The organism is Streptomyces sp. Y7, from assembly GCF_043195415.1.
Taxonomy (GTDB): domain Bacteria; phylum Actinomycetota; class Actinomycetes; order Streptomycetales; family Streptomycetaceae; genus Streptomyces.
The window spans coordinates 65,494-85,824 of record NZ_JBIDDQ010000026.1 but is presented as its reverse complement, the minus strand read 5'-3'; the positions used below and the strand labels follow the sequence as shown (position 1 = coordinate 85,824).

17 protein-coding genes are annotated in these 20,331 nt (G+C 67.6%); 11 read left to right on the top strand and 6 right to left on the bottom strand.

What is annotated here, in order from left to right:
* Nucleotides 1–184 precede the first annotated feature (184 nt).
* Nucleotides 185–769 carry a hypothetical protein gene (locus ACGFW6_RS37520; RefSeq protein ID WP_393520458.1) on the top strand — a complete coding sequence of 195 codons (585 nt, stop codon included), beginning with the start codon at nt 185–187 and terminating at the stop codon, nt 767–769.
* 197 nt (nt 770–966) lie between these two features.
* On the opposite strand, the gene ACGFW6_RS37515 is transcribed toward ACGFW6_RS37520, so the two are convergent.
* From ACGFW6_RS37515 to ACGFW6_RS37505, 3 genes are all read right to left on the bottom strand, one after another.
* The gene (locus ACGFW6_RS37515) at nt 967–1,704 is read right to left on the bottom strand and encodes a hypothetical protein (RefSeq protein WP_393520456.1); all 738 of its coding nucleotides are present in this window, start codon (nt 1,702–1,704) and stop codon (nt 967–969) included.
* The gene (locus ACGFW6_RS37510) at nt 1,701–1,922 is read right to left on the bottom strand and encodes a hypothetical protein (protein WP_393520454.1); all 222 of its coding nucleotides are present in this window, start codon (nt 1,920–1,922) and stop codon (nt 1,701–1,703) included. Before ACGFW6_RS37510 ends, ACGFW6_RS37515 begins: the two co-directional genes overlap by 4 nt.
* Before the next feature lie 132 nt (nt 1,923–2,054).
* On the bottom strand, nt 2,055–2,444 hold the full coding sequence (locus tag ACGFW6_RS37505) for a hypothetical protein (protein WP_393520452.1): 390 nt from the start codon (nt 2,442–2,444) through the stop codon (nt 2,055–2,057).
* Between the two features lie 1,303 nt (nt 2,445–3,747).
* Between ACGFW6_RS37505 and ACGFW6_RS37500 the strand changes: the two genes are divergently transcribed.
* The 7 genes from ACGFW6_RS37500 to ACGFW6_RS37470 all read left to right on the top strand — a co-directional run bounded on the left by ACGFW6_RS37500 (nt 3,748) and on the right by ACGFW6_RS37470 (nt 14,678).
* Complete coding sequence (locus tag ACGFW6_RS37500) at nt 3,748–7,185, top strand: toxin glutamine deamidase domain-containing protein (protein WP_393520450.1); 3,438 nt, start codon at nt 3,748–3,750, stop codon at nt 7,183–7,185.
* A 64-nt stretch (nt 7,186–7,249) separates the two neighbouring features.
* Complete coding sequence (locus ACGFW6_RS37495; protein WP_393520448.1) at nt 7,250–9,307, top strand: SUKH-4 family immunity protein; 2,058 nt, start codon at nt 7,250–7,252, stop codon at nt 9,305–9,307.
* Complete coding sequence (locus ACGFW6_RS37490; RefSeq protein WP_393520446.1) at nt 9,308–10,159, top strand: SUKH-4 family immunity protein; 852 nt, start codon at nt 9,308–9,310, stop codon at nt 10,157–10,159.
* A gap of 75 nt (nt 10,160–10,234) precedes the next feature.
* Complete coding sequence (locus ACGFW6_RS37485; protein WP_393520444.1) at nt 10,235–12,391, top strand: SUKH-4 family immunity protein; 2,157 nt, start codon at nt 10,235–10,237, stop codon at nt 12,389–12,391.
* A 673-nt stretch (nt 12,392–13,064) separates the two neighbouring features.
* Nucleotides 13,065–13,436 (top strand): hypothetical protein, encoded by a 372-nt coding sequence (locus ACGFW6_RS37480; RefSeq protein WP_393520442.1) that lies wholly within the window; start codon nt 13,065–13,067, stop codon nt 13,434–13,436.
* The gene (locus ACGFW6_RS37475; protein ID WP_393520440.1) at nt 13,433–13,618 is read left to right on the top strand and encodes a hypothetical protein; all 186 of its coding nucleotides are present in this window, start codon (nt 13,433–13,435) and stop codon (nt 13,616–13,618) included. The genes ACGFW6_RS37480 and ACGFW6_RS37475 overlap by 4 nt, the downstream gene beginning before the upstream one ends.
* Before the next feature lie 538 nt (nt 13,619–14,156).
* Nucleotides 14,157–14,678, top strand: a complete 522-nt coding sequence (locus ACGFW6_RS37470; protein ID WP_393520438.1) for a hypothetical protein — start codon at nt 14,157–14,159, stop codon at nt 14,676–14,678.
* Between the two features lie 961 nt (nt 14,679–15,639).
* Here the strand turns inward: ACGFW6_RS37470 and ACGFW6_RS37465 are convergent.
* The 3 genes from ACGFW6_RS37465 to ACGFW6_RS37455 are packed head-to-tail and all read right to left on the bottom strand — an operon-like array spanning nt 15,640 to nt 17,572.
* A complete protein-coding gene (locus ACGFW6_RS37465; RefSeq protein WP_393520436.1) occupies nt 15,640–16,287 on the bottom strand; it encodes a hypothetical protein in 648 nt (215 codons plus the stop codon).
* 5 nt (nt 16,288–16,292) lie between these two features.
* Nucleotides 16,293–17,261 (bottom strand): WXG100 family type VII secretion target, encoded by a 969-nt coding sequence (locus ACGFW6_RS37460; protein ID WP_393520434.1) that lies wholly within the window; start codon nt 17,259–17,261, stop codon nt 16,293–16,295.
* Nucleotides 17,261–17,572, bottom strand: a complete 312-nt coding sequence (locus ACGFW6_RS37455; RefSeq protein WP_393520432.1) for a type VII secretion target — start codon at nt 17,570–17,572, stop codon at nt 17,261–17,263. The genes ACGFW6_RS37460 and ACGFW6_RS37455 overlap by 1 nt, the downstream gene beginning before the upstream one ends.
* 589 nt (nt 17,573–18,161) lie before the next feature.
* On the opposite strand from ACGFW6_RS37455, the gene ACGFW6_RS37450 reads away from it, so the two are divergent.
* The 3 genes from ACGFW6_RS37450 to ACGFW6_RS37440 are packed head-to-tail and all read left to right on the top strand — an operon-like array spanning nt 18,162 to nt 20,313.
* Nucleotides 18,162–18,389 (top strand): hypothetical protein, encoded by a 228-nt coding sequence (locus ACGFW6_RS37450; RefSeq protein WP_393520430.1) that lies wholly within the window; start codon nt 18,162–18,164, stop codon nt 18,387–18,389.
* Entirely contained in the window at nt 18,386–19,795 is a 1,410-nt protein-coding gene (locus ACGFW6_RS37445) for a putative T7SS-secreted protein (RefSeq protein ID WP_393520428.1), read from the top strand. The genes ACGFW6_RS37450 and ACGFW6_RS37445 overlap by 4 nt, the downstream gene beginning before the upstream one ends.
* Before the next feature lie 2 nt (nt 19,796–19,797).
* Nucleotides 19,798–20,313, top strand: a complete 516-nt coding sequence (locus ACGFW6_RS37440; protein ID WP_393520426.1) for a hypothetical protein — start codon at nt 19,798–19,800, stop codon at nt 20,311–20,313.
* The last annotated feature ends 18 nt before the right edge of the window (nt 20,314–20,331 follow it).

Sequence of the window (20,331 nt, the reverse complement as noted above, 5' to 3'; positions counted from 1 at the left end):
GACGAGGGAGCGTAATGCCAGTGGCGGGAGATCGAAGCATCGGGCAAGTGCGCTGCGACGGCTGCTCGTCCACAGGGCGCCGAGCGTCCCCCCGGATTCGATAGGCTCACCCACCATGTTGCCGCCGCACACCCCCACTCCCTCTCCGAACGCCGTCGTCATACGTACCGGCCGCCGGGGCGCCATGACCGGTCTCCCTTGCTCCGCCGTCCTCATCGTGATCGGCGCGGTGGGTGTGTTCGGCGCCGCCTTGGTTGCTACCGGGAACCAGAAGGGCGAGTCGAGCATCGCCGGCTACGCGGGCATGGTGTTCATGCTGGCGCTCGGCGCTCTCGGCGTGTTCCTCTTCATGGGCCACTGGGCGAACCGCCACAACAGGATCCTCGTCGACCACACGGGCCTGTGGGTCGCCGGCAAGCAGGTCCAGAACGTCATCCCTTGGCAGAGCCTCGCCGGCGTCGGCCTGTTCTGGAGCAAGCTCGGACAGGGCAGCAAGGCCTACTCGCTGGAGCTGTTCCCCGTCGGCCCGATCGACCGCGACGATCCGGCCCTGTGGACGCTGGTCCGCGACGAGGAGCCTCTGCACCCCGACATGCCCGGCCTGCGCTACCGGCTGCCCTTCCCCGCCGCCCAACAGCAGCAGGTGGTCTCGGCGGTCAGGCAGCATGTCCCGCACATCTGGCTCGGCGAGTCCGAGCGCGCGCAGGGTCACATCGGCCGGCCCGACGTGAAGGGTCACCGGGAGCGCACCCGGGGCCGTACGCACTGAGCCGTGTGGTCGCGGTCGTCCGGCCGACGTGATGGACCACTTCTCCGGACAACCGCGGCATCCTGCAACGGATTTGTGACAGCAACCCCCTGAACCAGCCTGCTGGTGAGTCCGTAAACTTTGCGGGCGGCTGTACTCCTGTGTGATTTCCCTTGACGGGTGAGGGAGTTGTACGGCCGTTCTGGCTTACGGGGGTGCTAGCTGCTGTGTCGATGATGCTGCCGGACGAGCTCGAGTGGGTTCTCGAGATGCTGGGCTACAGATGGCCCACGGCCGACGAGGACAAGCTCAGAGACTCGGCCGCGCTGTGGCGGGAGTTCGGCGAGAAGGTCAACGGCCTGCACACCACGGCGAACACCAGCGCCCGGCAGGTCCTGGCGCACAACGCCGGGGAGTCGATCGACAAGTTCACCAAGACGTACGAGAAGTTCGACGGCGGCGGAGGCGACGGCTACCTCCAGAACGCGGCACAAGCCGCCTTCATCATCGCGAACGTGATGGAGGCCTGCGCCTACCTGGTGGAATTCGCCAAGTGGGCGGTGATCGCGCAGCTGATCGCCCTGGCCATCGAGATCGTGGCCGCACATGCCGCCGCGCCCTTCACCTTCGGTCTGTCCGAGGTCGCCGGTCTCGGCGCCACCCAGGTCACTCGGCTGATCGTGCGCCGCCTCCTCGACGAGCTGAAAAAGGCGTTGATGGAGGCGATCGTCGAGGCGATGAAGGAGCCGGCGATCTCCGCGATCGAGGCGATCATCACCGACCTCATCCGGCAGACCGTGAACGTCGGCTTCGGCGCCCAGGAGGGCTACGACGTCAGCGCCACCATCAAGGCCGGTGGCCAGGCGGGTCTGGACGCGCTGAAGCAGACCCCGCAGACCCTCGCCGAGGGTGTCCGCGACAGCCTGGGGCAGAAGGCGGGCAGCCGGGCCCGTCACGCGGTCGACAGCCGGATCGACGGGTACGACGGGCCGTCGGGGCTGTCGGGGGGTGACATCGGGAGCGATTCCGGGCCGGGGACCTCGGACTCCTCATCGTCCTCCGGATCATCGTCGTCCTCCGACTCGTCTTCGTCGTCCAACTCCTCCTCCAACTCGTCGTCCTCCGACTCGAGTTCGTCGGGATCGGACTCCTCCACGTCCTCGCGTTCGAGCAACGGCGGCATTCCCGGCACGAACATCGGCAACGGCATATCCGCCGACACCGGCGGCAACGACATCGGCGCACCCGATATCGGTGCGGGCCCGGACTCCGGATCCGGTTCCGGGCCGGGATCCGATTCCGGGAATCAGTCGGCCTCGGACTCCCCGTACGCGCGGCCGACACAGTCGCCGTCGGGGTCGTCCCTGTCGGACTTCGACGACCCCTCGCCCGCCGGTCCCTCGTCCAACGGCCCCGACTCCAACGGTTCGTCCAGCACACCGAGCACGTCCGGCCCTTCGCACTCCGGCGGCGGCTCCCCCGTGTCCGGCCTGTCCTCCCCCAGCCCGCAGTCCACGCCTTCTGCGGCGTCCACGTCGTCCGGCGGTACGTCGTCCTCGCCAGGGGGCGGCTCGATCGGTACGCAGATCGACGGCCTGGCCGCGAGCACGCCGACGCAGTCCAATGCGGCACCGACGCCGACGGCCGACCACTCCCCGAGTGGGACAGGTGGCCGTACGGACGGGGGCTCGGCCATGCCGACCTCACCTACGGCGCCGTCCACCGGAGGCGCGGCAACTCCGGGTGGGCACCAAGGCCAGGCTGCCTCCGGCGGCAGCCCCTCCGCTACGAGCCCGAATCCCAACTCCGGCCCGGCGAGGAACCCTTCCGCCGGCACGCCGAGCTCACCTTCCGCCACGGGGACCGGCCCCGCGTCCACACCGAGCCCCACGTCGCCGTCGACGCCGCGTACGCCGACGGGGACGCCGGACGGCCGAACACCCGGTGCGGCGGACGGGCGTGCACCGGGTACCACGGACGGACGTGCGCCGGGTACGCCAGGGGGCCGCCCAGTGGGCACGCCGGACGGTCGAATACCGACGCAGCGCACCCCTGGAAGCACGACGCCGGGCGACGGGACCGCGCCCCGCACCCCCGCCGGGAACACAACCCCGGGCGACCGTTCCGCGCCGGGAACGAACACGCCTGGCACGACGCCGGGCGACCGGACGACGCCGCGCACCAACACGCCTGGCACGACGCCGGGCGACCGGACGACGCCAGGGGACCGCACCCCGCCCCGCAACACCACCCCTCCCACGACGCCGGGCGACCGGACGGCACCGCAGAGCACCCCGGGTACGACGCCCGGCGACCGGACGGCACCGCAGAGCACCCCGGGCGAGCGAACCGCGCCCCGAAACGCACCCGGTACGACGCCGACGACGCCGGGTGATGGCAGGACTCCGCGCAACACCCCCGGGAACACGACCCCGGGTGACCGGACCACGCCGCACAACACACCTGGCAACACGACCCCGGGCGATCGGACCTCGCCTCGCAACACCCCGGACTCGTCGGGCAACACCCGTACGCACTCTCCAGGGCAGGACCCCAGGACGACGACCCCGAACCAGACGCCGTCCCATTCGAACCCATCGCAGTCGAACCCGTCCCGGTCGAACCCGGCGCAGTCGACGCCGTCCACTTCAACGGGTACAGGGCCGGACCGCGGCTCGACTCCGAACAGTGGGACGCCGAGCAACTCCACCCCCTCGACGCCGAGTAGCCGCACACCCAACGCGTCGAACCCATCGACCCCGTCGAACCAGCCCGGCCCGGCGACGAACCACCCCACTCAGGGCGCGCCGAGCACACCGGGCACGCCGAGCACACCGAACCAGCCGAGCGCGGGCCCGACGCCCAACAAGCCGACGCATCAGCCCACGGGCAACACACCGAACACCCCGCAGCAACCGGCTGCGCACCCCGACAAGCCGGAGAACTCGCAGCAGAACCCGGATCAGCAGCAGGTGACCCCGGTCCCGATCCACACGGTCGTGACCACCCCGCCGCCCTCGCACGCGGACCCGACCACGCCCCAGAACCCGGGCTCACCCCAGGCCACCCCCAACGACTCGGGCAACCAACACCACCCCAACCAGGACAGCCTGGACGACATCCGTGCCGACCTGGACCACTACCCGGGCGGCCTGACCGAGCCAGACCCTGCGGACCAGCAGGCTCTGGCGGACGCCGTACCACGCAACGACGACGGCACGCCGGAACGCTTCCCGGACCCGCACGGCCCCTGGTCCCAGCTGCAGAACGACGGCGGCAACACGGTCCCGGGCCGCAGCAACAACTGCGCCGACTGCTCCCGCTCCTTCCTGGAGACCTGGTACGGCAACCCGCAGGTCTCGGCGCCGCGCACCGTCGACACCGACGCGAACGGCAACCCCGACTACTGGTCGCCCGAGGACAACGCCAACGACAACCAGATCCGTTGGACGGGCGCGTCCCACACGTACGCCGGCCCGGGCGGCGACCCCGACACTGCCAACAACATCGCGTCGGTCCTGCAGCAGTCCGGCCCCGGCTCGGCGGCCATCGTCCAGGTCGACTGGCCCGGCGGGGGCGGCCACGCCTTCAACGTCGTCAACCACGACGGCAACATCGTCTGGATCGACACCCAGAGCGGCGACGTCAGCGACCAGCCCCTCCACCTGGACCAGGCGGAACACGTCTGGCACATCCCCCTGGACGCCAACCGCAACCCGATCGACCTGAGCCAGCCGGATGCAACGGACTCCAACCAGGGGGCGGACACCACTCAGAAGGGAACGGACACCGCTCAGGACGGGACCGACGCCAATCAGGACGGGACCGACACCTCCCAGGAAGGGACCGACGCCTCCCAGGACGGGGCGGACGCCTCCCAGCAGGAACCGGACGACAACTCGAGCCAGAGTTCCGACGACTCGAAGCCGGACCCCGAGACCGCACAGCAGGACCCGCAGACCTCCGAGCACGGGCCCGACACCACACAGCAAGAAACCCCCGACTCCCCCGACACGAGCCAGCACCAGAACGAGAACCAGCAGGCCAACGAGTCGGACCCGTCAACCGAAGCAACGGACGACAACCCTTCCGACCACTCGGACGCCACTAAGTCCGAGAGCCCGGACACCGCCCAGTCTGAAAGCCCGGACTCCACCAAGCCCGCGGACCCGGAGCCCTCCCAGACCTCCCAGACCTCCCAGACCAAGGACTCGGACCCCGCCGAGCCCGAGAACGCGGAAACGGCTCAGCCCAAGGCTCCCGACCCCACCCAGTCCCAGAACCCGGACACCACGCACCCTCAGAGCCCGGACACCACGCAGCCTCAGAGCCCGGACACCACGCAGACCGGTGACCCGGACTCCAATCCGCCCACCGACCCGGATTCCGGTCCGCCGTCCACCGACCCGGACGCATCCGAGGCCAAGGATCCCGACGCCGCCGATTCCAACGACCCGGACCGCACGACCCACGAAGAATCCGCCGACGGATCCCCGCAGGACCCTTCGCACCCTGACCCGCTCCCGGCCACCGCCACCCGCGACACCACCCCTCCCGGCGGCGTCACCCACCCCACCCCCGCCGAGCAGCAGTCGCTGGAGAACTCGGTCCCCCGGGACGAGAACGGCGACCCCACCCGGCCGCCGGACCCGACGGACGGCCCCTGGGTCCGGAACATCAACGGCGACGGTGCCGACAGCCCCGGCCGCAACAACAACTGCGCCGACGTGGCCCTGTCCACCGTCGACACGTACGCCGGCAATCCCACGGCAGCCGGCGCCCGCACCCCCGACCCCAACCCGGACGGGACGCCGTCGGACCGCGGCGAGAAGGCCGGCCGCGACCGCATCGAGAACACGCTCGGCGCCCGCTTCAGCGACATGGGCAACGGTCGCGGCGCCTTCAACCGCCTGGAGAACACCCTCCGCAACAGCGGCCACGGCTCCCAGGCCGTCATCATCACCCAGGACGCCAACGGCCGCGCCCACGCCTGGAACGCCGTCAACCACAACGGCAAGATCACCTACATCGACGCCCAGACGGGGCAGCAGAGCTCAAAGCCGCTGCACAGCGGGAACAACGGGGTCTTCGCGATTCCCCTGGACTCGAACCGGCAGCCGGTGTCGCCGGACAAGCCTGCGGCAGAGGGATCACGTGACGGTGAGCGGCAGGCTCCGGCAACTCCGGGCAGCGCACCCGAGGAATCCGCAGGCGAGTCGCTGCCGAAGTTCGACCCGGAAGAAGTCCGCGGGTCTGCCGATTTCGGGGAACGGCAGAAACAGGACCACACTCACGAGAATATGCCTCTCGAGGAATCGCAGGCGACTCTTCGTAAAACCCATGATGTGTCGCAGGTGGACCTGGAGCCGGTCCTGCAGAACGCGCACCGCTGGGCAGCAGACGGGTCGCTGGCCCGTGTTGTCGACGAGGTGCGCGAGAACAAGACGATCAGCCAGGATCGCCTCAATGAAATCCTTGGCAACGATTTCAGGACGATGAACAACGATCAGAAGATGGCCGTCATAGCTGGAATCGCACGCATCAGCAACACATTCCATGAGAGTCAGGCCGCAGGAAACAGTCCGATCAATCTCGACCCGGAACGCCGGCGCCCCAAGGGCGAAGATGATGGAATCAACCCCCTTCCGGGTGTTTCCATGCACGACAATACCTCCATACCGCGAATGAAGCCGGACGACAACAACCCCAGCCCTGCATCACGAGCTCGCGAATACGCGGTGAGCCAGGAGGCCGCCGACAACAGCAAGGAAGCCAGGGACGCGAAGCACGACGAATTCGATAAGCTCTGGAAGAACAACAAGGACAACGGCATGCGACCAGACATGTCTGGCAAGAACTATGCCGTGCTGGAGGTACACGAAAAGGTCGGCGACAAGGTGCAGGTTCACTACGTCATCGACACCTCCATTCCGGGAAGCGATCGATATCACCATGACCACTCGGAACCTCACCTGGGCGAATGGATGAGGAAGGTCGAAGAAAAAGAACCAGGCCGCTTCAAAGCCGTGTCATTGTTCACTGAATTCGAGCCCTGCGGCAATAGAACAGGAACCGGCGGGGCGAACTGCTCCGACTATCTCAGTCACGACATGGAACGGGATTCCGACGACTCTCGAGCCCGTACCAAGAAGGCTCGGGAGAATCGCCCCGAAGAGCAGCAGGAGAATCCCAGAAAGAGCGATCTTCGCATCTCGTACGGGATCGGCTATCGCAAGGGCGACATGGGGAATGAGGCTGCGGCCAGGGAAGCCGAGTACGACACTCCAGCGGACCGGAGGGAAGCTATCAAGGAAGCCAGGGCCGAGGACATCGCCATGCGCCAGCAGGTGAAGGCGATGACCGACGAGCAGATGGTGCGCTATCGCGGCGAGTGGTTGCGGGCCTGGATGACGGCAGCAGGATCGGGAGCCGAGTGAACGGCTGAACTCATCCGATACCTTGGAGACTTGGCAGAACGCGAACGCTGAAGCGAGGAATCGAGTGGAACTGACACCGGAGGGGGCACTCGAACATGCCGAAGCCTGGCTGGCGGAACCGCATCGCCTGTACCGAACCCTCGCCGTCCGGGGTGTAGCGGGTTCCGGCAAGACGGCGTTGCTCGGTGAACTGGCGGCCAGAGTGCCGGGAGCCGTCCACGTCGACTGCCGTGGCAAGACCGCGGATGATGTCGCCCATCACCTCCTCCGCGCCTGGGGCGTCACCGATTCTCCACCCTCACTCGTTGCGGGCGCCCAGCGTATTCGGAGTGGCGGCGTCGCGCTGCTCAGCAATGTTCAATGGGCCGGCGAATTCGTGACCTCGAGTGACGCAGGCCTGATCAGCCAGAGCATGATCCGTACACTGAAGCAATTCTCGCGGCCAACCCTCCAGTTCGTGGTCGAGCGTCCCGCCGACAAACCGTGGGTGCCTGCACCCGCACGAAATGACATCGTCCTGACCTCGCCGGGCACCGAAGAGATCCGGTCCGGGGAATGGCTGGACATCCTTTCCCGGCACCCTGCTGTCCTGGCGCTGGCGGCAGCAGAGGGCCGCACGGTCTCCCTCCCTGTCTGGGCGGAACTCTGCCGATGCCTGGGCATTCAGATCTCGTCCGGCGAACTAGCCGAGCTGACGGAGTCCCTCTCGGATCGCCTGCTCATCGCTGAAGTCCCCGGTTCGGGCAGGGAGTTCGGATTTCAGGCCGAATCGGATCGGCAGCGGATCAGACTGCTCCGCCCCGTCGACCACGGCATGCTGCTCTCCGCACTGCTTGAGCCGTTGAAGGGACGCGGGGCGACGGCCTGGGAGAGCGACGGCCCCACCGGTGCCTATGCGGCGCGAGCAGCCGCGCTCCACGCCGCCCGAGCGGGCCTCCTCGAGACCCTCCTGGCCGACGGTCAGGTCCTTGCGAATCTCGAGGCGACGGGGCTTTTGCAGGGCATGGCCATGACCTGGCCCCGCGGGATTCCCCAGGGCGGCCTTGCCATTGATGCCCACTATCTCGAGCAACTGGGACTCGCGGCCGCACCGCACCCGGAGTGGGTGGCGTGGCTGCATCATTCGGCACTCAACCGGGGAGACGAGTCGCTGGCCCGGTCGATCGTCGCCGAATCCGGGGTCGAACTCCCGTGGAAAACGGTCTGGACAAGGTGCCGCCCGTTCGGCACTTTCGGACGGTCGGAAGAGCCCGAGGACGCACCTGCGGACGAGCCGTCGGACGCCGTCCTTGGGACTCGGGACTTTCCGGAGCTCGCGGAGAGCCATTCCTGGCGCCTCCACGCGGTCGGACCACCGGTGCGCCACATCTTCGACGGGCGACCAGACGCGTCTCGCCCCTTCAGGTCCAAGGCCGTGTCGGATTCGGAATGGCTGATCTCAGGCCCCACCGGCCCATTTGTCGTCGACGTGAGGCCCCCCTCAAGGGAACAACCTCACCTGGAGGCACTGCCCGAACCCTTCGTCGGCCCCATCACCAAGGCCGCCCTTTGGCGCTGTCCTGCCCGAGCCGTGACACAGGACGCTCCCACCCGGTCCTGGCTGGAGGGCTCCTTCGGGCAAGGCACCTGCCGAGTGCTGTCAGACGGCGAACTGCCGGCAGGTGTGCGGGATTCGGATAGTCGACAGTTCCTGACCAGCGTCGGTTTGCCCTACTTGAACCACCAACTGCCCTTCGTTCACACCGTCGACCTGGCCAAGACGGGGCTGGTGGAAGTCCCCTGGCCCGATGATGCGGATCCTCCGGAGAGCGAAGGACCTTTCTACTCCCTGGCCGAGTGGACCGGCGGAAGCGTGCTGCTCGATGGCGGTACTGGTGCAGTCGTCCAGGATTACAGCACGGGATACAGCTCTTTCACCCTCTCCACGAGCCTTCGACAGTTCTGCACCCTTCTCTGCCTCTACCACGAATTTCTTACCGGCCCTTTCCTTACGCCCGCCGAGCGCGGTGATGCCCGCCGCAGCCTGTGGCAGTGGGCGGAAGACATCGACTCGGCGACCGAGGACGCAGACCACTGGGAGCACGTCTTCGACGGGGATCTGGATTCCTGGGGCACCGACTAGGTGCGTGACCGTGGAAGGGAAAGTAGTCACCACAGTGCTCAGCTCGGCACGCAGGAGGTCGTCGACCAGATCCTCGCACAGCTGGGGCGCACCGGACTCGACGGCATTTTCGCGGTCGAGCTCCACGACCACGCCGTAAGTCCGCACATCAGCAAGGTGCATGGGGAGCCTCTCTTCGACGACTCCGGTTTCCTCCCCGCACTGCACCACGGGACAGCACGGAGCCGAGACGCGGACGACCCCGACCTCTTCGAACCGGGCGTCGTACGGCGCCTGCCCACAAGCCTGCTGCCCGAGGGCGTGACGGACGCCGAGGCACGTCGCCTGCTCACGGACGTCGGGCTGCCCGCCTTCGAAGGCGCCGCAGTCCGGCTCGAGGCTCTTGACGAAGTGGGTCTGCCTCGGCTCGCCCCTGACGACCAGTCGGGAGACGCCGCCCCAGGCGCGTACTACAAGATCGGTATGTGGGCTGCCGGCGACCTGGTCCTGCACGGCGGGACGGGGCAGGTCGTCCTCTTCGGTGCGGACGACTGGAGCAGCACGGAAGACGACTTCGATGCCTACTTCAACGACGAACTCGACGAACTCGATGAACTCGGCGAACTCGGCGAACTCGGCGAACTCGGCGACGACGGAGAGCAGCACACCAGCGCCGTGCCCGTCGCCGGCAGCCTGGACGCGTTCATCGACCGGCTCCAGCACTACCTGGTGGCCCGATGCATGCTGGCCGCGGCGGGGAGCCGTACCGAGCGCGTCGCGATCAGAGACCACCTCAAGGACACGCTGCCCGACCTCGACGACACGGACGCGGACGCCGCTTTCTGGACCGCCGCACTGCGAATCACCGACTGACCAGTCCCAGCCTTACGCGTTGCCCGCGCCAAAGCCGCGCGTGAAGAAGACCTGACGGTAGGAACGACCTGACGCATGAGTACGACCCTGAGCTCGGACGCAGTCACGGCGGAACTCGCGCTGAACCGTGCGCTGCGGTGGATCGACCGGCCTCGCGACACCAGCGCCTGGCTGTGGATCGGCGGGCGCTCGGGCAGCGGCAGGACGGCGCTGCTGCGCGAAGTCGTTGGCCGTCATCCGGCCGCGGCTTACGTCGACTGCGCCGGCAGGTCCGCGGAGGAGGTGGCCCGGGATGTGGCGACTGCCCTTGGCATCCCCGCCACGGACGCGTTCAAGGGCAACTTCGCCACCGTCGCCGGCCAGATCAGCGACGACCCCGTGGTCGTACTCGCGAACACGCAATGGGCCGGCCGCTTGCGTACCTCGCGCGAACCGGAGCGCGTGCTCGGCCAAGTGGCGCGGACACTGATCGAGCAGCATCGGCGCGGGCTGCGGATGCGCCTGCTGGTCGAAGTCGACGAGGCTCCCGGCAGGGCCGCCGAGTGGGGCGGACGGCATCTGACGCTGCAGGGCGGCTTCGAGGGCACTCCCGCCTTGGCGGAGCCGGGCGACGATGCGGCTTTGCCGTCCGCCCTTCGTGCGCTGGCGTTGGCCGAGCACCGTTTCGTTCCCCTGTCCGTGTGGCCCCTGCTCTGTTCGGCTCTCGGCCGGGACATCCCGGAGTCCCGGCTCGACTCCCTGCTCGCCGGTCCGGCGGCCGGGGACTGGGTCCACCGGGCGGACGACGGGACCGGCACTCCGCTGGTCTCCTTCTCGCAGGTGGCATCGGCCCGGCAGTTGCGTGCGCAGCTGCCGGTCGAGGAGGCCAGGTCGTGGCACGCACGCATCGTCACCGCGCTGTCGGCCGCGGACGCCTCGGAGGCGACGCGCTGGTACGCCGCGCGCGCCCTGGCCGGGCACGCTGCGGCAGCCGATCAGTTCGAGGCATTCCTCAATGACAGCGAGGCAGTCGCCAGGGTCGGCCACGAGTCGCTCTTCGAGGCGTTCGAGGCCGCGTTCCATGGACGGCCCATCCCGCAGGGAAGCGCCGGGGCCCGCGTCCACTACCTGGCGCGCCGTGGCGTTCGGCCTTCGTCCCAGGGCGAGTGGCTGGCGCTGTTGCACCTGACCCTGACGCAGGCCGGCCCGACGGAGAAGGCAGCCGCCGATCGGCTCCTGTCGGCGGTCGGGCCCGGGGCCCTGCCCTGGCGGACGCTCTGGGCCGAAGGCGTCGGCGCCGGCACGTTCAGCGCAGACGCACTCGTCAAGCGCCCGATTGTCCGGACCCTCCGGATCGTCCGCACCCCAACCGGCGACCTGGTCACAGCCCGCACCCGCCGCGACCACATCGGCACCTGGGACCTGGCCACGGGCGCGCCCCGACCCGAGCCCGGCGAGGCCACCGACGCGTCCGGCACTACGCAGGCGGATCAAGGGCCTCAGGGATGGCGCCCTGCCGGAGCCGCAGACGGCGAAGTGGATCTGCCCCGCATGCCCGAGTACATCCGTCGAGGCGTGCGCTCGGGCCGTTTCATGGCTCTGGCCTCGACCGAGGGGGTGTGCGTGGTCGAGAGCAACCAGAGCGCCGGACAGGAGGCCCCATCAGGCCTCCTCAAGCGTCTGGTGGGCACCGGCACGAGGCTCGCTCCGGCGGAATTGCCGGCCGCGGCCCTGGCTCCCACGACCGATTGGCTGACGGAGGTCTGGGGAACTGCGACGGTCAACCGTTTCCCGCAGGAGACCCTGCCGTCCGCCCTCTCCGACATCGACGCGCGCGAGTTCCTCTCCACAGTTGGCTTCCCCTGTGTCACCGGCTTCCTCGAACTCGACACCACCGGTCTCGCGGACACGGGCCTGTGCCCGGTTGCCGAGCCCGCCGGCATGCTGGCCGAACCGGAATCCACGTACTTCTCCCTCGGCAACTGGCAAGGCGCGCGCCTCCTCCTCGACGGTCGCGACGGGAGAGTGCTGCAGGACGGTTCGTCAGGTATCGACGACGCGCCGGCCGGAAGCAGCCTCGCCCAGTTCGTCGCCATGGTCCGGCTCTACTACTGGTGGCACTCCTCCGACTGGTCGATCGAGGACACGGAGTCGGACGTACGTCACTGGCTGCACCTCATCGACCCCCATGCCTTCCAAACACAGGGCTGGCAGAGGGTCTTCGAGGACTACAACTTCGAAGACCGAATCTGACGGACCGCCGATCCGGTAAGTCGTGGAGCAGCGCGGACGTCACACCGTACGAGGTGGAGTCCGGGCGACTCAGACGGGAGCGAGGCGGACAGTACGCGGCGAAGGTGTTCCGCACGCCCTGTCGGCAGCCGACCTCCTCCCGTCGACCCCAGCCGCATGCCCGCGTCCGGTGCACACGAGCACGGCTGGCTCGCCATGGCCCACCCCGACGTGGTGACCAGCCCCCGCCTCTAGGGCGCTCACCCATCTGACCCTGACATGTGTCAGGACCGCCCACACCGCTCCTTTCTCTAGGGTTCGACTCGTCCCCAGGCCCCGCGCGCGCCATGCGCGTCACGGGGCGCCCTCCACTGCCAGAAGGACGGCAATCATGCGCCTGTTCCGTTCCACGAACGCCACGTCTGGCTGGTCTGGCGTGCGGACGGCAGGGCTGACAGCCACGTCGCCGCGCCCTGGCTCCAGTGCGTCCCCTTCACCCTCCGACCCGCCTTGCAGAGCCTGACCACGCCGACCGGCGCTCCAGCATCGATCCGCAGTGCCAGTTCCGGGGTTGCGGCTCGCTGTTCTCGGAGGGCCGGGTGACTTGCTCCGCCTAGTGGTGGACCGACCCGGCAGACCCCGGATCCGCGTCGCGTTCCCCGGCTCCCTCTCATCCCTCGTGAAAGGCACGATCATGCGCAGACTTCTCCGCGGCGCCGCCGCATTCGCCCTCGCCACCGCCGCCGTCCTGACCGGCACCAGCCAGGCCCAGGCCGACGGCGGCACATGGGACGGTTGCCCGTACGGCGCCGTCTGCATCTACCCGCAGAACACCGTGCCGGTGGACAACCCGCACCCGAGCCACATCTTCTACTCGTACGGCTTCCACCCGATCTACAACCAGTACGGCAACCACTGGGTGTTCAACAACCAGTACGACGGAGCCCTCGTGGAGCTGTGCAAGTCCATCAACACGGACTGCCACGAGTCCATCCCCCCGCAGGAGGGCTGGTACGTCGACCTCACGCCGATCAACTCGCTCCACCTCAGGGAGCACTACCAGTGACGCGTCGGCTTCTCACAACCACCGCCACGCCGCTGCCCGTCGGCGGCGTGGCGGGGTCCGCCTCCGCCGACACCCGGGCCGCGCAGCCCGCACACGTGGCCGCTGCGTCCGTCCAGGTGGCCGACGGCGGCACCGCCGGAGCCGCCGTCGTCGACCGGCAGACCGGCACCTTCACGGAGTAGCTCAACCCGACATGTGAACGTACGTCCGGACCCGTCAACATCTACGTCAGCCGGCCGGACAACAAGCTCGCGGTCGTCAAGGAGTGCTAAACCACTGAGGCAGCGGTGCAGGGGACCGCTGCCTCACCGCGCGTATGCGCCGAGGTGCCTACGCGCCTCCACTCCACGCGGCCGCGCGCGTTCGAGTACCCCGCGCCCCTCAAACGGGTTCAGCTCCTCCGAGCCCTTCACACCCCCCACTCCTCCCACAACGGCCCTCTCCGGATCTCACTGATAACTTACTGTTCTTATTTGTTCACTCCGTGGGGATCCGATGAGCCAGCCGCCGTTCCAGCCGCCACCGCAGCCTCCCCAGCCCCCGCAGGCCCCGAACAACCCGTACATGCAACCGACTTCGCCCCATCAGGCACCGGGGTTCGGCCCGCCACCGGTTCCCGGGCAGGCTCCGATGCATGCAGGGCCGCCACCGGTCCCCGGCCAGCCTCCGATGCATGCCGGAATGCCCCCTGCCCCAGGACAGCCACAGCCGGGGCAACCGATGTACCCGATGCAGCCCGCCCCGCCGTTCCAGGCGCCCTACGGGCAGCGGCCGAACGCAAGCGGTCATCCCGTAGGGGCGGTCTTCCTCGGATTCTTCGCTTCGGTCGTCGTCTCGCTGCTCTACAGCGGTCTCATCCTGGCCACGTACGAGGATCTGACGGTCACCCAGGCCAACACCATGTACCTGGTCCACGCGCTGATCAACGGCGGGGTCGTCGGCTGCCTGATCGGCCTGGTGGGCCACCGCAACACGGGCGCCCACGTCAGTGGCGCCGTGATCGCCGCCGCCGGCGCCTTCTTCGGCTTCACCAACGCCGTCCCGCTGATCATCGCCGACGGCCAGTCGCCCGCCGCCATCGGGGACATGATGCAGGCCGACCCGTTCATCCCGGCCAAGGCCTGGTGGAACAACGAGATGGAGGGCGGGGTCGACTGGTTCTCACCGCTCGGCCTGCTGCTCGCCGCGGCGGCTGCCTGGGGTCTCGCGTACCTCATCGGCAGCAGGCGCCGTCAGATGTGATCGCCCTTGGGTTGTCACCCCCCGGGCGGACGACGGCACCCAACCCGGCACGGTGGCACGGTGCCCCCCAGCGAAGCCAGTTCGAACATCACGGCAGCATGGTGAGGGCGAGCCCCACGATGGCGGCCAGCCCCGCGCGGACCTCGCTCTCGCACTCCAACCCTCAGGTACGCGGCGATCACCGCCGAGGCATCGCACAGCAGCACGCTCGCTCCCTTCCAGTCAGACATGGTTGCTGCGGGCTCTGCGGCGGCCAAGGCGCTGGTGCGAAGGGCGGAACGGCTGTGCCAGGCGGTGGTACGGCCGGCATCGGCGGCTGTTGAGCATACGGATTCGCGCTGCCCGGGTTGCCAGGCGGCGGGTACGACATGTGTTCCCACTCCCCCAAGAGGACCAGTTTGAAATGCGAGCGGCGTCGCCTTAGCTGAAGCAACGCTCAGCTCTCGGCTCGCCGCGTCGTGCCCGGCGAGGATACGGCACACGGCGACCGCACAAGTGCAGCCATCTGGCCACAGCGCCGAGGAGCGAGCGTGAGACAGAACTGCGAGTCTCTGCGGTCCACATCGACCTCGGCACGGCCCCGTTGGGCCTCACGGCCCCGGACCGCTGCTTCTCCACAATGCGAGCACCAGGACCTGATAGCGGAAGATCAGCGGAGGTTTCGTGAACAATCGGGTCCCAACGCGGGCCACTCATCTGCTGGATAGCTTGTGCGAAGCAGGAGGGCTCGCCCTGCTACGCAACAGGGGACGCTGGCTGCAGCCGCTCGACAACGCCTGCGACGGGTTTCACAACGCTACGGGGGAATTGGTCATGGGCTCTGAAGACCCATGGTTCGCGCGCCCTGCCGGAGACGGCCCGTCGCGCGGCAGCCGCACACAGCTACCGGCGACAGGCGCCTCCTCATGCGCATTTGGGATACGCGTCGACAGGCCGAGGCCGCCGACAGGCGACAGGTTTGTCAGGCCGGGTGCGGAACCGGGTCGAGGTGGCTCAGCCGCACCGGAAACACGTCCGACACCCCGCTCCAGCCCTTGCCCGAGAAGTGGACCGAGCACCACGAGCCATCGACGAACCCGATCTCGTGGTCACCGCCCACCACGTCTCTCCGATCGCGGATCCAGGCCACATTTCGAATATCCGTGGCCCACCCCGCTTCAACCGGACCTGGCTGGCCTGTGAAGGTGCGCACGCGGGACACGTACACGATCTGCAGGCGACGGTCGGTCACCTGCATGACGACGAGTGCAGGGTTTGCCAGGTTCTTCGTCCGAGGCACCAGCCCGCGCGCCAGATGGCCGGCCATGCTGTTCCAGCCGCCGCGAAACGGCTTGCCCTGCTTCTTCTCACGCTCCGTAAACGCTTCGACCAGCCGTTCGATCGGATTCAGGGTGGCCGTGAGAAGTCTCAAGAGCCAGGCGAACGGCATCAGCAACCAGCCACCGAGCGCACGACGCTCGGACAGCAGAACACGCGGGCGACGAAAATAGCCGGGCGAAGGAGCACGCACGGCCAAACCGAGCCCGTGATCGGCACGCAGCACCTCACCCGCCGGCACCGCTGCCCTCGCGCGCTCAACCGTGTCACGAACGAAGTCCGCCTGATCCATTCTGCTCACCCGAAATCGTCCCTCACTGTCCTTGCCGCACTCGAAGGAGTCACGTCCGTACGCTCGTCGAGACTCCGTGACTCGGGACGCTGATGGTATTCGTAACGCTCCTCCGCCACCCCCGGCCCGTCCTCGAGCAGACTCCCCTGAACCGCCCCGGCCGGGTCCGCGCCGATGACATCCTTGACCACCCCCTTCACGCCCTTCTTCACGACCCTGTAGCCCGCGTACATGGCCAGGTCGTTGATATTGCGCTCAGGTATGGGATTGCCGCGCTCATCGACCTTCTTGATGTAGCGCTTCAGGCCACCGCTGAAGTGCTTGGGTCCCTTACGCAGCAGAGTCCGAGCCTTCGCCATCTTGCGCAGCAACTGCATGCGCTTGGCGATGTCCGCCAGGGCGTCCGCCAACTTCGCGGTGATCCTCACAGCCTTCGCAGCCCTGTGGGCGACCCCTGCCGCCGCGATGAGCGGACCGATGGCCGCCGCGGCGCCTGCCGTCAGAAGCGAAAGAATCGCAGTGGTCGCGGCAGCCGCGATCACCGTCTCCACGATCTCGACGATCAGGTCAAGCATCAGCTGTTCGGCGGCTGCGCATTCCTGGGCCGCCATCTCGAGCAGCTCGGCCGTGGTGTCCATGTCCGCGGCTTCGCCCATAAGGGCTTCCTCGAACTCGGTCATCATGGTGTCGAACTTGGTGAACGCCTCGCCCTGCCAGCGAACGGCGAGCGTGCGGCGATCGACTACCAGGTCCTCCACCACACCACGTAGGTCGTTGGCGGCCTTGCGGTATTTGATCGCGGTCTCGGCGAGGAGTTCGTTGTCCCCGCTGACCTGCTCCAGGAGTTCGTCCAGGTTGAACTGCTTGATGATGCCGCGGACGATCTCATCGAGAACGCCGGCGAGCGGGTTGCTCCAGTCCAGGGTGAAGTTGATTCGACTCAGGGCATCGCCCGCCGTCTGTCCCGCGCCCATCAGTTGCCGCCGCCCATCATGCCGCTGTTGTCCATCTCCGTGCCGTCGTAGGCGGCCGCAGAATCCTTGAGCGCGTCGGCTATGGCGTACAGCGTGTCAACGGCGGAGGCGAGGTCCTCGCCGGACTCCTTGCGCTGAGTGTCGTAGTCAGCCTTCAGGTTGTCCGATTCGGGCAGCTTTCCGAAGGTGTCCTGTGTGAGCTCCAATTGTTGTGTACGTGTCCGGATACCGTCGATCCGGCCGGCTGCGGCTTCCACCGCCTTCGCGTACTTACGCAAGGCGTCGCCCTCGACATCGAATCCCCCGCTCATAAGTCCCCTCATCGGTCCGGTACTTGTGGGTCGACCGAGTGCCGACCACCGTGACCCATTTCATCACGGCATCACGGAGTGACCGCCGGGCGTCAGACGGGGCATGCGTCGCCGTGCAGTAGACCTACCTCCTAGGACGCCGCTCCGACGGGCCACCCACTGGAGTTCGTACGGCCGAGAGGCAGGTCACTCCGGTACCTCAGGTGCTGTTTCGCACTCGCCTACGGCGAGGAGCCGCACTCCGAACCCGAGGCGCCGGCTGGATCTGATGAGAGAGATCCACACGGCACACATCTACCGCCACGCCTGCCGCCCTGCTCACGGTGCGGCCGGGATGGCATCGAGGGGGGGCTCTCCGGGCGGCTTGAGCGGGATGCTGCTGGTGAGCGCGGATGGGGACAGTGAAGGTTCCGCGAACAGGGAGCCCCCTGTTCCCGGGGCTCCGATCGCCGCTGGATATCTTGTTGCACCAGGCAAATGCCCACGTGAGCGGGAGACAGGGGGATGCGGCGCCATGGGAGCGGGCTTCAAGGTAGACATATCCGAGCTGGACACGTTGGTCCGGGAACTTCACCGGAGCCAGGACGAGATGCGTGCGGCGCTGAACGCACTCCGTGACACCGGCCCGAAGACCACGGGCAGCAAGGAACTCGACAACGCCTGTGACGAGTTCCACGACAGCTGGGACGACGCGATCACGAAGATCGCCGAGGGTACTCAGGCCATCGAGGATGGTCTGAAGCAGACCCGCGACACCTACCGGGAAGTCGAGGCGGCCCTGCGTGACGGCTTCGCCGGGAAGGGCGGCGCTCAGTGAGCAGCGAGTCCTACCCCGCGCTCGGCTTCGACCCTGCGCCGGGTAATCCCGGCAACGTGGACTCCCTCGCCGCGCGCACCAGGAAAGCGGCCGGAGCGCTCGACAACGCACAGAACAGCATCAAGCGGCTCACCGGAAACGTCACTTGGGCAGGTGACGCCGCCTCCGCGTTTTCCAAGAAGGTCGGGGAACTGCCCCGCTACCTTAAGGACAGCCACGAGGCGATGAGTACGGCGTCGTCGGAGCTGACGAAATGGCGCGTGGCTTTGGCCGACTACCAGAGCACGGCCCGTACGTACGAGGCTCAGGCCAAAACGGCCAAGGGCCAAGTCGCCTCCGCGGAGAAGACCAAGGACGCCTCGACGAGCCGTTACAACCAGGCGGCCTCCGATCCTGCGTTCCGCCTGAGCGGCCAGTTCTTCACCGGACCCGCTCTGCAGGACGCCCAGGCGAAGATCGACGCGGCGAACGCTCGGCTGCAGCACGCCGACGGCGAACTGTCGGCGGCCTCAGCACGACTCGACCAAGCCGAGCGTGAGCTCGAGGACATCATCAAGCAGGCCGAGCGGCTGCTGGAGGAGCACCAGGCCGAAGCCCGTGGGGTCGCGAGTCTCCTGCGCAAGGCGACCGAGAAGGCGCCCGACCCGGGGCTCTGGGATCGTCTGACCGACGGGCTCAAGAAGTTGGGGCACAGCATCCAGGAGTGGTGTGCCCGGCACAAGGACCTGTTGAAGACGATCGGCGACTGGCTGAGCAATATCTCGGCCGTCCTCGGCGTCCTGGCACTGCTGACTCTCTGGTGTCCCCCGCTGTCCGGGGCGCTAGCGCTGGCGAGTGCGGGCTTTTCGGCAGGGGCGCTCCTGAGCCACGGTGCGGCCAAGATCGGTGGAGCCGACATCGGGCTCATGGACCTGGCGGGCGACGCCCTCGGCACCGTTCCTGGCTTCGGTTTCGCCAAGACGGCCATCACCGGCACAGCAAAGGTCGTGGTACGCGCGGAGAAGGCGGGAGAGCTGGTGACCTCGGTCGACGGCGCGGCAAGGGCCGCTCGGCTGGGCAAGCTCGTGGACGACGGAGTCGCAACGGCGGAGGACTTCGGCCGAGCGGGCAACCGAATCCTCAGCGAGGCTGAGGGCCAGGTCTTCAAGGCTGAAGGTGCCGCGAACAAGGTGAAGCTCGCTTGGGAGAATTCGGTGGCCAAGAACTTGGGAGCCTCGATCGGTGAGTCCAACCTGAACACCATCGTCGCCAACACTCCAGGGCTCAGGAACCTTGATTCCCTGCAAGCAGCGATACGAGCCGATGGAACCCTGGACCCGACGTCCTGGTGGTCGAAGGGCCCTCAGCTCGCGATGCAGGTGCCGGGCACTGTCAGCGGCATTTACGACAGCGTCACGGGAGGATAGGCATGGCAGTCACGCCGCCCTCCGACCCGGTTCTTCCGTTCCCTTCAAGGCTGGGACTTCTGCTGTGGTTCGTGCTGCAGTGGATCCTTATTCCAGTGGAATTCCTTGCCAAACTCGTCTTGCTGCTGATGGTCGTCTTCGGAGACGGCCACGAGGATGATCTGATGCGGGTCCTCAACGCCCCCGCCCGGTTCCTCTCACCTGGCAAGTTGATACTCCGTCTCTCACACAACGCGACCAAGCACGAGGCTTCCTTGGAGAAGGAGTTCGCCCGGCTCAGCAGTGAGATCGAGCAACAGCAGTTCGGTTGGCGTACAACGATCTATCACTTCGTCACTCTGGAGCGCACGCCTGACGGCCGTCGCCTGAAGGGTGTCTTGCTGCATCCTCGTGAGTTCCGAGGGACTCCGGTCAGTGTGTTGACCCGCTTGGCGCGTCAACACCACCTCGCTCTGAACGCACCAACGGACCTGCGTCGTGGTGTCAGTCTGCTGCCAAGCCACAGGAAGACTCTTTGATGTCCAGTTCTGGTACCG